Annotated in this window: 2 pseudogenes; both read left to right on the forward strand. The window is 68.1% G+C overall.

Features of this window, described 5'->3' with window-relative positions:
- Nucleotides 1-357 (forward strand): annotated as a pseudogene (locus tag I5Q34_RS23360) (hypothetical protein); the annotation flags it as partial.
- A gap of 127 nt (nt 358-484) precedes the next feature.
- Nucleotides 485-1,133, forward strand: a pseudogene (locus tag I5Q34_RS23365) (hypothetical protein); the annotation flags it as partial.

Here is a 1,133-nt window from a genome sequence, read left to right on the forward strand (position 1 = left end):
CCGGACAAGTTCAAGGCCGTGATCGCCTCCGGCCCGGACATCGTCCCCGACTCCCGTCTGTGGCAGGGACACCCCAAGGAGATGGCCGCGAACAACCCCGAGGTGCTCTCCAAGAAGCTGATCGCCAAGGGCGGCCCGGACGTGTACCTCGCGTTCCAGTACGGCACCCTCGAAGGCTCGGTGAAGCCCAAGGTGGACAAGTACATCGCCACCTACGGCAACAAGGGCCCCATCCACACCCGTCTCCAGGTCATCCAGGGCGGTTCGCACAACGCCAAGACCTATGTGCAGGGCATGGGCGAGGGCAGCATGAAGTGGATCAGCGACCATCTCGTGGGACCCGTCCCCGCCTCCTGATCCAGCACAGCCTGACCGGGCCCGGCCCGATCGCGCCGCCGCCGGGCCCCGGGAGCCCCGACCGGCTCCCTCCACCCGGACCGACCGCCATGTCCTTCGGGACAGGAGAACCGTCCGGAGGGACAGGATGAGCCAGTTGACCAACGGTGCCTACCAATCGCAGGGCCGCCGCCGGGCCTCCCGGGCCAAGCGCTGGACCCTCGTCGCGGTCTGCATAGCCCTGCTCGGCGCGATCGCCTACCCCGTCCTCGACTACTTCGAGGTCTTCTCGGACAAGGGCGACCCGATCAGCTTCGGCCAGGGGGACGGCAAGGGGGACGGCGGCGGGAAGCCCGGCTCCAAGGCCCTGATGCCGCTCGGCCCGGACGCCGGCTTCAAGGTGTCCGGCACGGTCCCCGAGGACGGCAGCAAGATCGCCGTCACGACGTACACGGGCAAGAAGTCCGGCTTCAAGGGCAAGGTCTGGGTCTGGGCCCCCAAGCAGTACGAGGACCCGAAGTACAAGGACAAGGGCTTCCCCGTCCTGATCGCGCTGCCGGGCGGCGCGGGCTTCCCCAACAACTACTGGATGGGGACCAACCTCAAGCTCCAGGCGTCCGTCCAGAAGTGGGCGGACGAGGGCAAGAGCCTGCCGTTCATCATCGCGATGCCGGTGCTCAACCCCGAGAACCACGACACCGACAAGAACGACCCGACGCCGGGCCGCTACTGGGACGGCAGCGACATCCCGGGCCAGCCCAAGATGGGCACCTGGCTCACCGAGGACGTCCCGCAGC

Source organism: Streptomyces sp. AV19 (genome assembly GCF_015999245.1).
Lineage (GTDB): Bacteria > Actinomycetota > Actinomycetes > Streptomycetales > Streptomycetaceae > Streptomyces.